This is a genomic window from Campylobacter lari subsp. concheus (genome assembly GCF_008245025.1).
In the GTDB taxonomy this organism is placed as follows: domain Bacteria; phylum Campylobacterota; class Campylobacteria; order Campylobacterales; family Campylobacteraceae; genus Campylobacter_D; species Campylobacter_D concheus.
Genome location: NZ_CP043426.1, coordinates 1,150,417 through 1,165,449 on the forward strand (window position 1 = coordinate 1,150,417; position 15,033 = coordinate 1,165,449).

Annotated in this window: 16 protein-coding genes; 9 read left to right on the forward strand and 7 right to left on the reverse strand. The window is 29.5% G+C overall.

Annotated elements, in window-relative coordinates:
• Window positions 1–8 precede the first annotated feature (8 nt).
• Complete coding sequence (locus CLCT_RS05935; protein ID WP_149062565.1) at window positions 9–572, forward strand: DedA family protein; 564 nt, start codon at window positions 9–11, stop codon at window positions 570–572.
• Entirely contained in the window at window positions 569–1,825 is a 1,257-nt protein-coding gene (locus CLCT_RS05940) for a ComEC/Rec2 family competence protein (RefSeq protein WP_149062566.1), read from the forward strand. Before CLCT_RS05935 ends, CLCT_RS05940 begins: the two co-directional genes overlap by 4 nt.
• Here the strand turns inward: CLCT_RS05940 and CLCT_RS05945 are convergent.
• From CLCT_RS05945 to CLCT_RS05955, 3 genes are read right to left on the reverse strand one after another with little or no spacing between them, the layout of a single operon-like run.
• Complete coding sequence (locus CLCT_RS05945) at window positions 1,772–2,584, reverse strand: ribonuclease BN (protein WP_039628795.1); 813 nt, start codon at window positions 2,582–2,584, stop codon at window positions 1,772–1,774. The genes CLCT_RS05940 and CLCT_RS05945 overlap by 54 nt on opposite strands.
• On the reverse strand, window positions 2,584–3,966 hold the full coding sequence (locus tag CLCT_RS05950) for an FAD-linked oxidase C-terminal domain-containing protein (RefSeq protein WP_149062567.1): 1,383 nt from the start codon (window positions 3,964–3,966) through the stop codon (window positions 2,584–2,586). Before CLCT_RS05950 ends, CLCT_RS05945 begins: the two co-directional genes overlap by 1 nt.
• Entirely contained in the window at window positions 3,966–4,676 is a 711-nt protein-coding gene (locus tag CLCT_RS05955; RefSeq protein ID WP_394349073.1) for a plasminogen-binding N-terminal domain-containing protein, read from the reverse strand. Before CLCT_RS05955 ends, CLCT_RS05950 begins: the two co-directional genes overlap by 1 nt.
• A gap of 125 nt (window positions 4,677–4,801) precedes the next feature.
• On the opposite strand from CLCT_RS05955, the gene CLCT_RS05960 reads away from it, so the two are divergent.
• Genes CLCT_RS05960 through tpx form a run of 3 tightly spaced genes read left to right on the forward strand, consistent with a single transcriptional unit; the run spans window position 4,802 to window position 7,835 of the window.
• Window positions 4,802–5,959, forward strand: a complete 1,158-nt coding sequence (locus CLCT_RS05960) for a peptidoglycan DD-metalloendopeptidase family protein (RefSeq protein ID WP_039668725.1) — start codon at window positions 4,802–4,804, stop codon at window positions 5,957–5,959.
• Window position 5,960: 1 nt separating this feature from the next.
• Window positions 5,961–7,304 (forward strand): magnesium transporter, encoded by a 1,344-nt coding sequence (gene mgtE / locus CLCT_RS05965; protein WP_039668726.1) that lies wholly within the window; start codon window positions 5,961–5,963, stop codon window positions 7,302–7,304.
• Window positions 7,305–7,316: 12 nt separating this feature from the next.
• Window positions 7,317–7,835, forward strand: a complete 519-nt coding sequence (tpx, locus tag CLCT_RS05970; RefSeq protein WP_149062569.1) for a thiol peroxidase — start codon at window positions 7,317–7,319, stop codon at window positions 7,833–7,835.
• Here the strand turns inward: tpx and CLCT_RS05975 are convergent.
• From CLCT_RS05975 to CLCT_RS05990, 4 genes are all read right to left on the reverse strand, one after another.
• Window positions 7,832–9,217: a replicative DNA helicase gene (locus tag CLCT_RS05975; protein ID WP_039668728.1), complete on the reverse strand. Its 1,386-nt coding sequence runs from the start codon at window positions 9,215–9,217 to the stop codon at window positions 7,832–7,834. The genes tpx and CLCT_RS05975 overlap by 4 nt on opposite strands.
• 12 nt (window positions 9,218–9,229) lie before the next feature.
• Window positions 9,230–10,132 carry a cysteine synthase A gene (gene cysK / locus CLCT_RS05980; RefSeq protein WP_149062570.1) on the reverse strand — a complete coding sequence of 301 codons (903 nt, stop codon included), beginning with the start codon at window positions 10,130–10,132 and terminating at the stop codon, window positions 9,230–9,232.
• Between the two features lie 97 nt (window positions 10,133–10,229).
• Window positions 10,230–10,532 (reverse strand): HU family DNA-binding protein, encoded by a 303-nt coding sequence (locus CLCT_RS05985; RefSeq protein ID WP_039619003.1) that lies wholly within the window; start codon window positions 10,530–10,532, stop codon window positions 10,230–10,232.
• 91 nt (window positions 10,533–10,623) lie between these two features.
• Window positions 10,624–11,538, reverse strand: coding sequence for a glycosyltransferase family 9 protein (locus CLCT_RS05990; protein WP_149062571.1), 915 nt, complete (start codon window positions 11,536–11,538; stop codon window positions 10,624–10,626).
• Window positions 11,539–11,594: 56 nt separating this feature from the next.
• On the opposite strand from CLCT_RS05990, the gene CLCT_RS05995 reads away from it, so the two are divergent.
• Genes CLCT_RS05995 through rfbB form a run of 4 tightly spaced genes read left to right on the forward strand, consistent with a single transcriptional unit; the run spans window position 11,595 to window position 15,033 of the window.
• Complete coding sequence (locus CLCT_RS05995; RefSeq protein ID WP_149062572.1) at window positions 11,595–12,410, forward strand: glycosyltransferase family 2 protein; 816 nt, start codon at window positions 11,595–11,597, stop codon at window positions 12,408–12,410.
• Window positions 12,411–12,457: 47 nt separating this feature from the next.
• Window positions 12,458–13,132 carry a glycosyltransferase family 25 protein gene (locus CLCT_RS06000; protein ID WP_249040763.1) on the forward strand — a complete coding sequence of 225 codons (675 nt, stop codon included), beginning with the start codon at window positions 12,458–12,460 and terminating at the stop codon, window positions 13,130–13,132.
• The gene (gene rfbA, locus CLCT_RS06005; RefSeq protein ID WP_149062574.1) at window positions 13,129–14,004 is read left to right on the forward strand and encodes a glucose-1-phosphate thymidylyltransferase RfbA; all 876 of its coding nucleotides are present in this window, start codon (window positions 13,129–13,131) and stop codon (window positions 14,002–14,004) included. Before CLCT_RS06000 ends, rfbA begins: the two co-directional genes overlap by 4 nt.
• Window positions 14,005–15,033 (forward strand): dTDP-glucose 4,6-dehydratase, encoded by a 1,029-nt coding sequence (gene rfbB / locus CLCT_RS06010; protein ID WP_149062575.1) that lies wholly within the window; start codon window positions 14,005–14,007, stop codon window positions 15,031–15,033.

A 15,033-nucleotide genomic window follows, 5' to 3' on the forward strand; every position in this document is an offset into this window, starting at 1 on the left:
GGTTTTTCATGCAAGAAATGATAGATAATCTAAGTACTTATGGCTATTTAATTTTATTTTTTTATTCTTTTGGTGGAGGTATGGTTGCTATACTTGCTGCAGGAGTGCTTTGTGCAAGTTCTACTAAACTTGATTTGCATTTATGTATATTTTTAGCCTTTTTAGCTAATACCATAGGCTCAACCTTGTTGTTTATCTTGGGAAAATACTATAAAAAAGACATAATGCCTTATTTTAAAAATCATAGAAGAAAAATCGCTCTTGCTATGATGAAAATCAAAAAATATGGTGATTTGCTTTTAGTGGTGCAAAAATTTATCTATGGAGTAAAAACCATCATTCCTATAGCAGCGGGTCTTTGTAAATTTAGCTTTGTAAGATTTTTTATCATCAATACCTTAGCTAGTTTGATTTGGGCTGTTATGTTAGGTTATGCTGGTTTTATTTTTGGAAATACCCTAAAAGAAACTTTTGAAGCATTTGCCAACTATCCTTACATAGCTCCTGTTTTTATAATCACTTTAATTTTTATTATATGGTTATATTTATCACGCTTTTCTAAGAAAAAATGAGGTTAAAATTCTCTATAAAAGAAACCTATAGAGAATTTTTTATTTTATTTTTATGTTTTTTAGCAATTTTTAGTTTAAATCTCATCTATGAGTATAAAAAATATCAAAATTTTAAACTTACTAAGCATTTATTACTTAAAGATAACATCATTTTATCTTCTTATGAAAAAACTAATAAAAAAGGTAAAAAATATCAAGTTTTAAAACTCAAAAATTCTGATTTTATTTTTTACACCACTAGCTTTAAAGATCTAAATTTAAGTAAAAATGATATGATAAATCTTAGAATTATTACTAAAAATATTAACTTTAAAGATTATCTTAGTAAAAGTTTTTATGCGCCAAGTTATGATTTTAACAAAACCAAAACACAAAAAGAAAATACCCTAATAAGGTATTTTTTAAATCAACATCATAATGAAAAAATCAAAGAATTTTATGGGGCTTTATTTTTTGCAAAAAATGTATCAAGTGAACTTAGAAATGATGTAAATTTTTACAATATTGCACATTTAATTGCTATTAGTGGATATCATTTGGGCTTGTTATTTAGTTTTTGCTTTTTGATTTTTGCTCCTTTATATGCTTTTTTTCATAAACGATATTTTCCTTATAGAAGTTTGAAACTTGATATTAGTATTTTTGCTTTCTCACTTTTAATTTTTTATATATTTTTAATAGACTTTAGCCCTTCTTATACAAGAGCTTTACTGATGAGTCTTTTTGCTTTTTATTTATTTAGTAAAAATATTAAAATATTCAGTTTTAAATTTTTATTTTTAAGTATAACATTTTGCATTAGTATTTTTCCAAAATTTCTTTTTAGCGTTGGGTTTTTATTTTCTATTTTAGGAGTTTTTTATATTTATTTATATCTTCATCATTTTAAAGATCAATTTTCAAATTTTACTCATGTTTTTTTGCTAAATATCTGGACTTTTTTAGCAATGATTATCCCTGTATTATACTTTTTTCCTCTACTTAGCTTTCAACAATTTTTGGCCATACCTTTAAGTTTAGCCTTTATAATATTTTATCCTTTGGTTTTGATCTTGCATATTTTTTCTTATGGAAATTTATTAGATTTATATTTAATGCACTTTTTTGAGTTTAAAATGCATGCGATTAATCTATCAATACCTTTTGTGTTTTATTTTATTTATTTAATTTTATCTTTAATCGCTATATTTAATAAATACTTAGCTCTTTTTGTAGTTTCTCTTGGGCTTATTCCCTTTATTTTCTTGATTTAAAAGCAAATAAGCCTTTAATCCTAAAAGATAAATAATCCAAGAAATATAAATCCACAAAAAGAAAAATAATATTACAGAAAAAGAACCATATACATTTAAATAAGTTTTATTATACACAGCATAATATACAAAAATCATCTTAGAAATATACCAAATTACAGAAGCACCAAAAGAACTAATAAGTAAAGTTTTTAAATCACCTTTTTTGCTTACTGAACTTGAATAAGAGACAAAAAATAAAGCCCATATAATCACATAGGGTAAAATCTCGAAAAAATTTAAAGCAATATTAAAATCATCTAAGGTTTTTTGTATAAAACCTGAAATATAAAAACTCACCCCAAGTCCAAGCGGAGTTAAAGTTGCTAAAGTCCAATAAGAACTTATACTGTGCCAAAGACTTTTAGAATCTTCTTCTAAAAGCTTATTAATCACATAATCATAACCTGAAAAAAAAGCCAAAGAAGTCAAAGCCATAGCCAAAAGTCCTATAAGTCCTAAATTTACGCTGTTTTTTAAAAATGTATTGATGTATTGTATGATTAATTCTTGTTGAGTTGGGATTAAAAAAGTAAAAATTAAATTTTTAATTCTTTCTTGATATATTTCAAAACTTGGAATTTGGGTAAAAACCCAAAAACACAAAAACAAAAGTGGTATTAAAGATAAGATAGTATAAAAACTCAAAGCCGCAGCATAATTTAAAATTTCTTTATCTCTTAAAGCTAAAAGAATTTTAAATAAGTTTTTAAAATTCATCAAAGTCCCATTTTGAAAGGATTGAGTATATTATTTGGATCAAATGCTTTTTTAATATTTCTCATTAAGTCCATTTCAGCTTCACTAAAAGCAAGCTTCATAAAAGGAGCTTTTGAAATGCCTATACCATGCTCTCCACTTAAAGTCCCACCTAAAGAGACTGTAAGCTTAAACACCTCTTCTACAGCTTCATAACCTTTTTTAACTAATTCAGGATTGTTTTTATCACTTACCATTACATTAGTATGTACATTCCCATCGCCAGTATGACCAAAACAAGGGATTTTAAAACCATATTTTTTAGAAATTTCAGCTATGCCTTTTAAAAGCTCAGGTAGTTTTGAACGCGGTACTGTAATATCTTCATTAAGCTTTAAATTTCCATACATTGCTATACTTTGAGAGCAATTTCTTCTAGCAAACCAAATATCAGCTGCTTCTTGTTCATCTTTTGCTATTTTAAACTCTCTTACACCAGATTCATAAAAACTTTCTTGCAAGATTTTTAAATCCGCCTCCAAAGCCTCTTCTACATTACCATCTACATCAGCGATTAAAATCGCACCCGCATCCATAGGTAAGCCTTTTTGGAATTTTTGCTCTAATGCTTGTATGCTTAATTGATCTAAAAATTCCATAGATACAGGAGTTACACCTTTAGCTAAAGTTTTATAAACTGCATTCATCGCTTCATCAATGCTGTTAAAAATCCCCATAGCTGTCTTTTTAAACTTTGGCAAAGCTACTAGTTTTAGAGTAATCTCGCTAAGCACAGCCAAAGACCCTTCACTTGCTATTAAAATTCCAGCTAGATTATAGCCTGCCACATCTTTTATGGTTTTTTTACCTGCTCTAATGATTTCTCCATTAGGTAAAACTGCTCTTAAAGCCATTACATAATCTTTAGTTATACCATACTTAGCAGCCCTCATACCCCCTGCATTTTCGCTTACATTTCCTCCCAAAGAAGAATACTCCATGCTAGCAGGATCAGGTGGATAAAATAAACCATATTCTTTTGCTTTTTCTTGTAAAGCCATATTTATCACACCAGGTTGTACTACTGCGACTAAATTTTCAAGATCAATTTCTAAAATTTTATTCATATGTTTTTCAAAGCTTAGCACTACTCCGCCATTAACGGCTAAGCTTCCACCAGTAAATCCACTACCTGATCCCCTAGGAATAACGATGATTTTATTTTCATTGCAATATTTTAAAATTTGACTAATATCATTTTCATCTCTTGGGAAAAGCACTCCATCAGGCAAATAATGCTTTTTAGTAGCATCATAGCTATACGCTCTTTTATGGATAGGATCAAAATGTGCATTTTCAACCCCTAAAAGATCTTGAAAGAATTTTTGATGAATTTCTTGCATTATTTTTCTCTAGTTAAGCTAATTAGTTTTTCATAATATACATAATAATTTCCAATGGCCTCATCATTTAAGCTAAAAATATCACTTTTATAACCTGTGATTCTTGAATAAAATGGAATTTGTAAACTTTGAGCTTGCGGTATGTTAAATTCTTCAATCTTGCCAAAGTCTTGACAATCAACTATCTCAGCTTTATTTTCTAAAGCTACTACTAAAAGCCCCACAGCATTTTTTGAACAAAAAGATCTAAAGTCAGATCTTCTTGGAGTTTGGCGGTATTCTTGTATCATATGAGCACCAAATAAATCAGGATGTAAAAAATAAATTCCATTTAATTTTTGAGCTATAAAATCATACACACTTTTATCAGGAGCTATAATCAAAGCTCTATCATATAAATAATTTAAAACTATTTTATCGCCTACTTGTGGCAATACATTTGGTAAAGGCATAGCATCTTGAGCTAACATATCAAAAACTTTAAATTGCAATTTAACTAAGCCATTTTCACGCCCTATCACACTAACTCTTGCAATGATAGATTTTTGTGTATCAATTTCATGTACAACTATACCACTTGAGTACAATAAAATTCTAGGATCATCTTTTATATAACCATAAATATCATCTACTTGTTCAAGTTTTGTTTGTATTAAATCAAAATTTTTTGCTTGTAAAAATGCTAAAAAACAACAAAGCATTAAGATAATTCTTGGCAATTTATACTCCTTAAAAAGTGTAAAAATAAATTATATTGTTTTTTCCTTACAAAATTGTAAGAAAAATTAAGTAAAATACAAATTTATGTTTAAATTTTAGAAGGCTTTAGGTTGTCATGAAAAAAATTTTCATATCTTTACTTATATCCATAAAACTTTTTGCTATCTCAAGTGTTGAAGAACTTTCTTGGGAAAATGGCAAAACTTTACTTGATTTTTTACAAGATCATTCTATACCACTTAATTTATATTATAATCTTGATGGAGAAGATAAAGAACTAAGCGCAGAAATCACAAGTGGTGTTAAATACCAAATGCTAAAAGATGAGCAAGGTGAACTTGAGCAAGTCTTAATCCCAATTAGTGATGATTTACAAATTCATATTTACAAAAATATAGAAAATAAATTTGTATTGAGTTTTACTCCTATTTCTTACACTAAAGAAAAACGAACTATTCGCGTAGCTATCAACAACTCAGCTTATCAAGATGTTTATGATGAAAGTGGTAGTGTAACCTTAGCAAGAGCCATGGTAAGAGCTTTTAAAAATAGTGTTAACTTTAAAAATGTCAGAAAGGGCGATAGCGTAGTATTAATTTATGAGCAAAAAAGAAGACTAGGGAGACTTTTTGGTGATATTAATATCCAAGCAGCTTTAGCTAATATTAGAGGTAAAGAATATTCTGTGTTTTTATATAAAGATTCTTATTATAATGCTCAAGGAAAAGAACTTGAAAATTTCTTTTTAACTAAACCTGTTAAATATACAAGGATTTCAGATCGTTTTACTAGAGCAAGATATCATCCTATATTAAAACGTTATAGAGCTCACTTAGGTATTGACTATGCCGCTCCAACGGGTACTCCGGTTAAGAGCGCAGGAGATGGAACAATTAGTTTTGTTGGAACAAAAGGTGGTTATGGTAAGGTTGTACAAGTAAAACACGTATCAGGCTATATGACTTTATATGCTCATCTTAGCCGTTTTGCAAAAATCAAACGTGGTCAAAAAGTTAAACAAGGCCAAGTAATTGCTTATGTAGGCTCTACTGGTATGAGTACTGGACCACATTTGCATTTTGGACTTTATCTAAATAATAAAGCAATTAATCCTGAAACCATAGTGAAAATTCCAAAATCAAGCCTAAGTGGCAGAAATAAAGAAGAATTTTTAAAAATGGCAAAAGAGTATGAAAACCGCTTACAAAGCATTGATGAAAACTATAAAAATCCACCAAAAGAACAAAACATAGAAAATTCTATGGAGCTTTGAGATGATGAATGATTTTTTAGAAGCACAAGAACTTTTAAAAAATATTTCCAAAGATCAAAGCACCTATGAAACCAATGAAGCCCTAAAGACTATCAAAAGATACAACGAAGAGCTTTATTTGCAAACTCTTAAATCTTTTGATACTTACACACTTGCAAATGTGGCTACTATAACACCTGAACATATATTAGAAGATATTTTAGAACACTTAAGTATTACAAAGATTGCAAAAGCAGTAGAAGAGCTTGAAAGTGATGATGCAACAGACTTAATTAAGCGTTTTGAAGAGCTAAATCCACAAAAAACTTTAGCTATTTTAAACCGCTTAAGTTCCGAAGATAAAGAAGAAATTTTACGCCTTAAAAATTATGATGAAAATACTGCTGGTGCTTATATGCAAACAGAAATTTTCACAGCTTCTATTGATGAGAGTATAGAAAAGGCTATTAAAAGATATAGAATTTTAAAGCATTCAGGACAAGTAGATCAAATTTTTCAAGTTTACATCATAAATAATCAAGGGAAGCTTTGCAATGCTATCAACTTAAGCGATCTTTTGCTTTGGGATTTTAAACTAAGTTTTGCAGATATTATTAAAAACAACAATGAAAGATATAAAAGCTATAGCATAAAAGATCATGAAGATATACAAAAGGCTATTGATATAGTAGAAGATTATGATTTGAGTGTTTTAGCGGTTGTAAATGACGATGGAGTACTTTTGGGTAGAATTACTTATGATGATATTCATGATTTAATCCAAGAAAATGCAACAGAGCAAATTTATAACCTAGCTGGAGTTGATGCAGATGTTGAAGAAGAAAGTGCTTTTAAAGCGGCTAAAGCTAGAGCTTTTTGGCTTATGATTAATCTTACCACTTCATTAATCTCAGCTAATATCATCAGTCTTTTTTCAGGTGAAATAGAACAACTTGTAGCTCTAGCAGTACTTATGCCTATTGTAGCTTCCATGGGAGGTAACACAGGTTCACAAGCTTTAGCAGTAACAGTTAGAAAGCTCTCGCTCAATGAAGTAGAATTTAAAGATGCTAAAAAAGTTATATTAAGAGAGAGCGGAATTTCTTTACTCAATGGGTTTATATTTGCTAGTATTATGAGCATTATAGCTTTCATATGGTTTAAAACAGCTCTTTTGGGGCTTGTTATAGCCTTATCAATGCTAATTAATCTAGCCTTAGCTGGTTTTGTAGGCTCTTTTGTGCCATTAACTTTAAAAAAATTTAAAATCGATCCTGCAGTAGGATCAAGTGTAGTAATTACTGCAATCACAGATGGTTTAGGATTTTTTAGCTTCTTACTTTTAGCAAAAATGATTTTATTATAAAAAAGGGAAATTATGGCAAGCATTACATACAAAGGTCAAAATATAGAACTTGCAGGAATTGAACTAGAAGTTGGTGATAATGCTCCAAAGGTAGTTCTAAAAACCAAAAATCTTGCTCCAGTAGAAATAGCACCACCTGGGAAAACTCAAATTTTATTAACTCTACCTAGCTTGGATACACCAGTATGTTCAAAACAAGCCAAAGAAACCAACAAAAGACTAGCTTCTATGAAAAATATTGAAGTTATTATTATTAGTATGGATTTACCTTTTGCTATGGATCGCTTTTGTGCTACTGAAGGGATTGGTAATATTATAACCGCAAGTGATTTTGCTTTTAAAGATTTTGGCATAAACTATGGGGTGTTAATAAATGATAGTATATTTGCAGGATTATTAGCAAGAGCAGCCTTTGTAGTCAAAGATGGAAAAATAGCGTATAAGCAACTTGTGAAAGAGTTAATGGGAAAAATTGATTTTAAAGATTTAGAACTTTTTATGCATAGAAATTATGGTTACCCTTTGAATTAACCTTCAAAGTTTGTAACCACAAAATCTTCTTTTGGAGCTTCAATAAAGCACGATTTTTCTTTCAAGAAAAGCAAATCCACATGCCCTACAGGACCATTTCTATTTTTACCTATAATGAGTTCAGCCTTTTCTTGCACAGGATTTGGCATAAATTTTCTCTCATAAGTCTTGCCTTCATTTTTAGCTTTATTTTCTCTTTCTTTTTCTTCTTGTTCTCTATAAACCTCATCTCTATATACAAATAAAATAGTATCTGCATCTTGCTCTATAGCACCACTCTCTCTTAAATCGCTAAGCATAGGACGTTTATTTGCTCTACTTTCTAATGAACGATTTAATTGCGAAAGTGCCACCACTGGCATATTTAATTCTCTTGCTAAAAGCTTTAAACCTCTTGAAATTTCACTCACTTGCAAATGCCTATCATTAAAAGCTGAGTTACTCATCATAAGACCGATATAATCTACCACACAAAGCTCAATACTTTCATCTTGGGCTTTAATTTTGCGTAAAATCGAACGAATATCAGCTATACTAGCATAACCGCTATCATAAATATAAAGATTTTTTTGCGCATATTCATTGCAAGCATCACCCACCCTACTCCACTCATCATCGTTTAAATCTGCGATTAGAATTTTTTGCAAAGGAATGGAGGTTTTTGCACTGATTAATCTTTGCATGATTTGTGTAGCAGGCATTTCTAGTGAAAACATTACAACACCTTTATTTTGTCTTAGTGTTTTTTCTATAAAATTTAAACAAATTGTAGTTTTTCCCATACCTGGGCGTGCAGCGATGATTACAAGATCACCAGGCTTAAAACCCTTTGTCATTTTATTAAGCTCGCTAAAACCTGTATCAAGTCCTAAAATGTCTTTGTTTTCAGCTTCTTTTTGCTTTTTAAACTCATCCATAAGCTCAGACATAACCATAGTCATATCTTTAATACTATTACTATTTACACGGTTGGTAAGATTAAAAATCTCTTTGCCTATTTCATCTGAAATTTGAGAAATGCTTTTATCTTCATTAACCCTTGTAGGTATAGTATAAGCAAAATTTAAAAGTTGTCGTCTAATGGACTTTTCTCTTAGTTCATAAGCATATTTACTCGCATCTGCTATGGAAGTAGTAGCTAAAACTTCAGCTAAAATTTGCTCGTCTATTTTTTTATGTTTTCTAATAAAACTTGCACTTATTGGCTCACCTGCATTCACGCAAGCTAAAATCGCTTTATAAATATCTTGATGAGCTTTGAGCGAAAAATCATTAATCTCAATATCTGAAGAAATACTAAAAAAAGAATCTTCACTATAAATACAAGAGCTTAAAATCGCTCTTTCAAGATCTAAATCAAAATGCTCATTATTTTGACTCATACATACTCCAAATTATAAATTTGCAAATAAATCAGTTGATAAATACCGTTCGGCTGTATCATTTAGCATAGTTAAAACTTTCTTATCAGGATTTTCTAAGGCAATTTTTCTAGCCATAAAAACATTTGCGCCACTTGAAATTCCTGCCATTATACCATTTTTACCAAGTTCTAAAGCTGTATTTATAGCATCTTCATTGCTTACACAAACTATCTCATCTATGATTTTTTGATTTAAAATTTTAGGGATAAAATTTGCACCTATACCTTGAATTTTATGGCTTGCAGCGGTATTTTGGCTCAAAAGCGGCGAAGCTGCGGGTTCTAAAGCTATGATTTTGATATTAGGATTATGTTCTTTTAAAATTTCTCCTACCCCGCTAATAGTCCCACCTGTACCAAAACCTGCTAAAAAAATATCAAGATCAGGTAAAGCTTTTAAAATTTCTAAAGCAGTATTTTTTCTATGTGCATTTTTGTTGTTGATATTTTCAAATTGACTTATCATAAACGAATTTGGAATTTCACTCAAAAGTTCATTAGCTCTATCAAGTGCTCCTTGCATACCTTTACTTGCTTGAGTAAGCTCTAGCTTTGCACCAAAAAAACTCATCATTTTTCTACGCTCAATACTCATAGACTCAGGCATAGCTATGATAAGTTTAAGTTTTAAGCTTGCACAAATCATTGCTAAAGCTATGCCAGTATTTCCACTTGTAGCTTCTATAATGGTTGTTTCTTGATTAATCTTACCTTCATTTAAAGCCTGTTTTATCATCTCTACAGCCGCTCTATCTTTTATAGAATGACTTGGATTAAAATACTCACATTTAGCATAAAGATTTGGAGCAAATTCTTTTAAAGAAATAATCGGGGTATTACCTATACAATCTAAGATATTATTATAAACTGACATTGTTTTCCTTTTAATGTTTTTAAAAACAATATCAAAAGAAAATTAACACTTAATCTATAAAGAAAAACGCAAAAGTTAGAAACTTTTGCGCAAAGAATTATTTTTTAGCTTTTTTAGCAGTTTTAGCAGCAGCAACCGCGTCTTTAAGGTTTTTACCTACTTTAAATTTAGCAACTTTAGTAGCAGGTACTTTGATAGTAGCACCAGTGCTTGGTACTCTAGCTTCTCTAGCAGCTCTTTCGGCTACAGAAAATGTACCAAAACCAATAAAGCTAATGCTATCACCTTTAGCTAATACATCAGTAATAGTAGCGATTACTGCATCAGTAGCTGCAGTTGCATCTTTTTTAGTTAGCCCAGCAGTTTGAGCAACTTGAGAAATAAAATCTGCTTTAGTCATAAAAAGCTCCTTGATTAAAAATGATTGTTAAGTTTAACACATTTATCAAGCTTTTGCAAGAGGTTTAAACCCAAATACAAAGAAAAATATGTTAAAAAAATGTTTTTGCTAAATTTATCACCACCTCAGGCTTTAAGTCTTTCATGCATTTGTGATGTTTTAAAGGACAAGTCTTTTGCATACAAGGCATACAAGCTAAATTTAAATGCGCTATTTTAGCATTTTTTTGCCAAGGTGAAGTTTGACTAAATTTAGTCGAACCAAAAATAGCTACTGTTTTCACCCCATAAACTGCACCTATATGCATAGGACCACTATCGTTTGTGATGAGTAAATCAAGCATAGAAATATTTTTACATAAAGTATAAATGTTAGTTTTACCACAAAGATTTTTTGCCTTTATGCCTTCTTTTAAAAGATAATGTTCAATTTCATCACAAATTTCTCTCTCGCTTTCTACTCCAAAGATTAAAATTTTATGCGTAAAACTAAATTCTTTTGCTACCCTTGCAAAATAACTCGCTTCCCATCTTTTCGCACTTCCAAAATGCGCACCTGCATTTATACCCAAAAGTTTTTGAGTTGATTTTGCTTTTATAGGGAGTTTTAAAACATTTAAAGTTGCTTTAAAATTTAAAGCTTTTTCTATGAAATTTAAGTATTTTAAGACTTGGTGTTCTTCTTTTAGAATATTTTTATCAAAATAAAATCTTTTTTTTGCTTTGATTAGATTTAAAATAATCTTGCTTGAGAATGCCGAGCGAAACGAAAAAGCTAAATCAAATTTACCAAGGTTTTTTCTAGCTTTTAAAATTTGCTTATATCTTTGTTTTTTATTTTCTACTAAAATTTGAGCATTTTCAAAGTATTTAAAAAGCTCTGTACTCACAAAAGAACCATAAAAAGTAAATTTAGCTTGGGGGTATTTTTCTTTTATAGCATAAATAGCCGCACTAGCCATCACCGCATCGCCAAGCCAAGTGGGAAGGTTGATAAAAATATTCATAATTTTCCTTAAAAATAAAAGTTATAATTATATCATCACTTTATTAAAGAGCTAAAATGAGTCAAATTTCCATCATACTGCCAACATATAATGTGGAAAAATATATTGCTAGAGCATTAGAAAGTTGTATTAACCAAACTTTTAAAAATATAGAAATTATTGTAGTAGATGATTGTGGTAATGATAAAAGTATAGATATAGCTAAAGAATATGCTAGTAAAGATGATAGGATAAAAATCATACATAATAAAGAGAATTTAGGAACCTTTGCTAGCAGAAATATAGGTGTATTGAATTCAAGCTCACCCTATATAATGTTTTTAGATCCGGATGATTATTTAGAGTCTAACGCTTGTGAGCTTGGGTTTGAAAAAATTAAAAATGTAGATATGGTAGTGTTTGATGCGTATGTGCATAGAGTGAAATTTAAGAAATTTTATAGATTTAAACAAGATGAACTTTTTAAAAAAAATGAATTTTTGGAATTTTTACTTAAGCAAAAGCATTTTTGCTGGAGTGTTTGGGCAAAGGTATATAGAAAAAATTTGATTTTAAAAAGTTTTGAGCATGTTGATTTTAAAGAAAGACTTTGTTATGGGGAGGATGTGCTTTTTAATTATATAAATTTTATGTTGAGTGAGAGTTTTTTTGTATCGAAAGAATGTATATACCACTATGAATTTAATGAAAATGGCAGATATGAAAACAAAAATAAAGAAATTTTATGGCAAAATTATGAGCATAAAAAGCAAAGTTTAAAACACATTAAAAAATTAGCTAATATTTTTCCATATAAGTATTTTAATGAAAAAATATTAGAAATCTTAGAAAAAGAAATTTTAGGGTTAGAGGGTAGAGTTTGGAAAAAGTAAAAGTTTTTATCATCAATCTAGAACGCTCAAAAGATAGAAAAAAAATTATGCAAGAACAAATTCAAAAACTCTTTACATACAATCCAAATTTAAAAGATCTACTAGAATTTGAATTTTTTAGAGCTATCGATGGCTCTAAAAACGAGCATTTGCAATTTAAAAGTCATTTCCCATGGTGGTGTCAACTTGTGCTTGGCCGCGAACTTAGTGATAGTGAAAAATCATGTTTTGCATCTCATTATAGTTTATGGAAAAAATGCCAAGAACTTAATAATCCCATCATCATTTTAGAAGATGATGTTATTTTTAGTGATGAATTTTTAAATAATCCAAACATCATTGAAAAACTACTAAATAGCAATTATGAATACATAAGACTTCACTATTCTTTTGATAAGAAAATTTATCAAATAAATAGCAATTTTTTTAAAAGTTTTGAAAATATCAGCGGTGCTTTAGGTTATTTCCTTCATCCAAGTGCTGCCATAAAATTTACAAACAAGGCAAAATATTGGTTTAAACCGGTAGATGATTACATGGATATGTATTATTATCACAAGGTGAAAAATATCATATATAAACCTTTTTTAATTTATTTGTCATCATTAAATAGTATAATTGGACAAAGAAACCAAAAACCTAAAAATATACTTCGAAAAATTACTAGAGAAATATTTAGATTTTATTTTAGCATAAAGAAAACATTGCAAGGAAGAAAATGAAAGGTATTATTTTAGCAGGTGGCTCTGGAACAAGACTATATCCTAGCACTTTAACTTTATGTAAACAATTACTTCCAATCTATGATAAACCTATGATTTATTATCCACTTTCGGTGTTAATGCTTGCTCAAATTCAAGAAGTTTTAATTGTATCTACACCAAAAGACATAGTAAAATTTCAAGAACTTTTTCAAGATGGATCTTGGCTTGGGATGAATATATCCTATTGTATTCAAGAAAAACCTGAAGGGTTAGCACAAGGCTTAATACTTGCAAGTGATTTTATAAAAAATGATGACATAGCTTTAATTTTAGGAGATAATATCTTCTACGGACAAGGCTTTACAGATATACTTAAAACTGCAAAAGAAGATGCAAAAAATCATTATGCAAGTATATTTTCATATCATGTAAAAGATCCAGAACGTTTTGGGGTGGCAGAAATTTCTAAAAATGGAGAAGTTTTAAGTATAGAAGAAAAACCTCAACAACCTAAAAGCAATTATGCTGTTACAGGATTATATTTTTATGATAATCAGGCTATAGACATAGCTAAAAATATCAAACCAAGTCAAAGAGGTGAACTAGAGATAACTGATGTAAATATAGAGTATTTAAAACTAAAAAAACTAAAATCTCAAATTCTAGGAAGAGGTTTTGCTTGGGTTGATACCGGAACACACGATAGTCTTATAGAAGCAAGCTCTTTTGTGCAAACAATAGAATTAAGACAAGGTTACAAAATAGCATGCTTAGAAGAAATAGCCTTTAGAAATGGGTGGATTGACGAGACTAAGCTTTTAAAACGAGCTAAATTATTAGAAAAAAGTGGCTATGGAAACTATCTTCAAAAAATTTTACAAGGTTTTTAAATGAATAATATCTTAATTACCGGTGGAGCGGGTTTTATAGGAAGTAATTTTATAAATCATTATTTACAACATCATTCAAAAGATAAAATCATCAATCTTGATTTATTAACTTACGCAGCAAATTTACAAAACCTTCAAGTAAGTAGCAATCATCCTAACTATACTTTTTACAAGGGAGATATTTGCGATCAACAACTAGTCCGTGATATTTTTCAAAAACATTCTATTAATATAGTTATTCATTTTGCAGCAGAATCACATGTAGATAATTCCATACAAAATCCTGATATTTTTATAAAAACCAATATCAATGGAACTTTTAATCTTTTACACAATGCCTACAAACATTGGTTTTTAGAGCCATTTGTGAAAAATCCAAAATTTAACAAAACTCTTTTTTATCATATTAGCACAGATGAAGTTTTTGGAAGTCTTGGAGAAGATGGTTATTTTACAGAAAAAACATCATATGCTCCAAATTCGCCTTATTCTGCCTCTAAAGCAAGCTCAGATATGCTCGTAAGAAGCTATCATCATACTTATGGATTAAATACTATAATCTCAAATTGTTCTAACAACTATGGCCCGAATCAACACGATGAAAAACTCATACCAACCATCATAAGAAATGCTCTAAATGGTAACTCTATCCCAATATATGGAGATGGTAAAAATATCCGAGATTGGCTTTTTGTGCAAGATCATTGTGAAGCTATAGGGCAAATTTTACACTATGCTTTAGAAAATTCTAAAAACACTTTTTTTGATACATTCAATATAGGCGGAAACGAAGAATGGCAAAATATAGACATAGCTTATAAAATTTGCTCATTTTTAGATACAATTTTACCAAAACAACACTCATATAAAGAACAAATTTCTTTTGTAAAAGATAGAGCTGGGCATGATAAAAGATATGCTATAGATTCAAGTAAGCTTAAAAATACTTTACAATGGAAACCAAAAGAAAGTTTTGAGAGTGGCTTGGAAAAAACTATAAAATGGTATATAGAAAAATATAAGGTATAA

What these genes read in the sequence shown, in the direction of transcription:
- CLCT_RS05935 (WP_149062565.1), top strand. Translation starts at nt 9, where the DNA reads ATGCAAGAAATGATAGATAATCTAAGTACTTATGGCTATTTAATTTTA.
- CLCT_RS05940 (WP_149062566.1), top strand. Translation starts at nt 569, where the DNA reads ATGAGGTTAAAATTCTCTATAAAAGAAACCTATAGAGAATTTTTTATT.
- CLCT_RS05945 (WP_039628795.1), bottom strand. Translation starts at nt 2,584, where the DNA reads ATGAATTTTAAAAACTTATTTAAAATTCTTTTAGCTTTAAGAGATAAA.
- CLCT_RS05950 (WP_149062567.1), bottom strand. Translation starts at nt 3,966, where the DNA reads ATGCAAGAAATTCATCAAAAATTCTTTCAAGATCTTTTAGGGGTTGAA.
- CLCT_RS05960 (WP_039668725.1), top strand. Translation starts at nt 4,802, where the DNA reads ATGAAAAAAATTTTCATATCTTTACTTATATCCATAAAACTTTTTGCT.
- mgtE (WP_039668726.1), top strand. Translation starts at nt 5,961, where the DNA reads ATGATGAATGATTTTTTAGAAGCACAAGAACTTTTAAAAAATATTTCC.
- tpx (WP_149062569.1), top strand. Translation starts at nt 7,317, where the DNA reads ATGGCAAGCATTACATACAAAGGTCAAAATATAGAACTTGCAGGAATT.
- CLCT_RS05975 (WP_039668728.1), bottom strand. Translation starts at nt 9,217, where the DNA reads ATGAGTCAAAATAATGAGCATTTTGATTTAGATCTTGAAAGAGCGATT.
- cysK (WP_149062570.1), bottom strand. Translation starts at nt 10,132, where the DNA reads ATGTCAGTTTATAATAATATCTTAGATTGTATAGGTAATACCCCGATT.
- CLCT_RS05985 (WP_039619003.1), bottom strand. Translation starts at nt 10,532, where the DNA reads ATGACTAAAGCAGATTTTATTTCTCAAGTTGCTCAAACTGCTGGGCTA.
- CLCT_RS05990 (WP_149062571.1), bottom strand. Translation starts at nt 11,538, where the DNA reads ATGAATATTTTTATCAACCTTCCCACTTGGCTTGGCGATGCGGTGATG.
- CLCT_RS05995 (WP_149062572.1), top strand. Translation starts at nt 11,595, where the DNA reads ATGAGTCAAATTTCCATCATACTGCCAACATATAATGTGGAAAAATAT.
- CLCT_RS06000 (WP_249040763.1), top strand. Translation starts at nt 12,458, where the DNA reads ATGCAAGAACAAATTCAAAAACTCTTTACATACAATCCAAATTTAAAA.
- rfbA (WP_149062574.1), top strand. Translation starts at nt 13,129, where the DNA reads ATGAAAGGTATTATTTTAGCAGGTGGCTCTGGAACAAGACTATATCCT.
- rfbB (WP_149062575.1), top strand. Translation starts at nt 14,005, where the DNA reads ATGAATAATATCTTAATTACCGGTGGAGCGGGTTTTATAGGAAGTAAT.